The 1,912-nt window shown below is 77.4% G+C and carries 3 protein-coding genes and 1 tRNA gene; 3 read left to right on the forward strand and 1 reads right to left on the reverse strand.

Going from position 1 to position 1,912, the window contains the following annotated elements; genetic code table 11:
* From L7D48_RS28495 to L7D48_RS28505, 3 genes are all read left to right on the forward strand, one after another.
* Window positions 1-555 (forward strand): hypothetical protein (locus L7D48_RS28495; RefSeq protein ID WP_237883945.1); only part of this gene is annotated, 555 nt, incomplete at its 5' end.
* Between the two features lie 20 nt (window positions 556-575).
* Entirely contained in the window at window positions 576-1,298 is a 723-nt protein-coding gene (locus L7D48_RS28500) for a class F sortase (protein WP_237883947.1), read from the forward strand.
* Window positions 1,299-1,478: 180 nt separating this feature from the next.
* On the forward strand, window positions 1,479-1,631 hold the full coding sequence (locus L7D48_RS28505) for a hypothetical protein (protein WP_237883949.1): 153 nt from the start codon (window positions 1,479-1,481) through the stop codon (window positions 1,629-1,631).
* Window positions 1,632-1,709: 78 nt separating this feature from the next.
* On the opposite strand, the gene L7D48_RS28510 is transcribed toward L7D48_RS28505, so the two are convergent.
* Window positions 1,710-1,783 (reverse strand) — tRNA-Lys (locus L7D48_RS28510).
* Window positions 1,784-1,912 lie beyond the last annotated feature (129 nt).

The following is a 1,912-nucleotide window of genomic DNA, read 5'->3' on the forward strand; positions in this document are numbered from 1 at the left end:
ACCTCCCGCCCGTCCGCTCCCGGAACCCCCGGCACCGTGCAGTCCGGCTCGCCGGAGGTGTCGGTACGGGTGAGCCCGGCCAAGGTCCGCCCCGGCACCGAGATCGAACTGTGGGCCGTCGCCTGCGAGGGCACCGTCGCCACCGCCCGCTCCGAGGCGTTCGTCGCCGACGCGCTGCTGGCCCCCGGGGCCGACCGCGGCGGGCTGCGCGGCGAGGCGGTCATCCGCTCGGACGCCGAGCCCAGGGAGTACCGGATCACGGTGGAGTGCATGGGCGTGAAGGTCACCGGCCGGGTGACCGTGCAGCACTCCGGGTCCGGCCCGGCCTCCGGGGGCCCCTCCCACCACGCCACCGACCCGGCCGTGAGCCCGGTCGCCCCCGTGCCGGCCGGCGGCGGCGGCACCGCGAAGGCGGCCGGCGACGAGGGCGGGGAAGCCGGACCGAGCGCCCTCCACACCGCCCTGGGCGCCGGGCTGGCGGGCACCGCCACCCTGGTCGTCCTCTGGCGGGCCGCGGCGCTGCGCCGCCGGTCCCGCTCCGAATCCGACCGCTGAGCCGGCCGGCGGCGACGGCCGTGTACGACGACGTCCCGGGCGGGGAGCCGCGCACGGGCTGTGCCTCGCGGCTGGCGGTGGGAGCGGTGTGGGCGGTGCTGCTGCTCGGGCTGTGGCTGTGGGGGAGGGAGCTGACCGACCCCGCCGCCCGGCCGCCGGAGCAGGCGCGGGCGGGAGCCCCGGCGTCCGGCCGGGCGCCGGGGTTCGGCGCCGGCCACGCTCCGCTGCCCGGCGCCGAACCCCGGCGCATCGACATCGACAGCATCGGCGTCCACGCGCGGATCATCGAGCGGGGGCTCGACCGCGAGGGCGCCGTGGAGCCCCCGCCGATGGACTCCGCCGACGCCGTCGGCTGGTTCGCCGACGGCCCGGCGCCCGGATCGGAGGGGGTGGCGCTGCTGGTGGGCCATCTGGACACCGACAGCGGAGGGGCGGTCTTCCAGCGCCTGCCCTCGGTACGCCCCGGGGACCGGGTACACGTCGCGCGCGACGACGGCAGGACCGCGGAGTTCACCGTCGAGGACGTCGCGATCGCCGAGCGGGCCGACTTCGACCCGCACGAGGTCTACGGCGCCCGCCGCCCCGGACGCGCCGAGCTCCGGCTGATCACCTGCACCGGCGCCTTCGACCGGGCCAGCGGCTCCTACACGGCCAATCTGGTGGTCTCGGCGTATCTGACCGGTGTCCGCTCCGGGAGCGGGGCGGACACCGGCCGCAGCGGCGGCGAGGCCGGTGCGCGGTGAGCGGTCCGGTGCGGGGGGAGCCGTGTGCGCAACCGCCGCCCGGCCCGGTCGTTGTCGTCACCGGGGTGAACCTCCGGCCGGAACCGGTTGCGCTCCCCGCCCGCCCGGGATTGAAGACAGGGGGGACGCGGTACTCGGACGCCGAGATCCCCCCAGGACACGGAAGGCTGCCGCTGCGCCATGTACGACACAGCTGAACCGGAAGCCGACGCCCCACCCGCCGCGACGCGGGCCCTCGACGAGCTGCCGGCCTCACCGCCCCCGCTGCTGCGCCTCGCCGGGGACGGCGACGACGACGAGTGCGAGCCGCACATCTGCCGGGGCATCGACTGAGGAGCGGGCGCGGGGGAACGCGCCGGGAGACACGTCCGGGCCCCACCGCGGAGGGCGGTGGGGCCCGGATCGAAGAGGTACGCCGCCAGGGACTCGAACCCCGGACCCGCTGATTAAGAGTCAGCTGCTCTAACCAACTGAGCTAGCGGCGCCCGCAGGGGCGGCGATCCGCACGGTATGTGCCGATCGGTGCCGAACTGCGGGAACCAGCATACCCGACGCCGCGCGGTGCTCCGTCCGGGCCCGCCGCGCCGGGGCCCGGGGGTCCGCGGGGGCCACGG

Origin of the sequence: Streptomyces sp. ICN903, from assembly GCF_022015835.1 — a bacterium.
Lineage (GTDB): Bacteria > Actinomycetota > Actinomycetes > Streptomycetales > Streptomycetaceae > Streptomyces > Streptomyces fenghuangensis.

Coding starts and splice junctions, on each gene's coding strand:
- L7D48_RS28505 (WP_237883949.1), top strand. CDS start 1,479: ATGTACGACACAGCTGAACCGGAAGCCGACGCCCCACCCGCCGCGACG.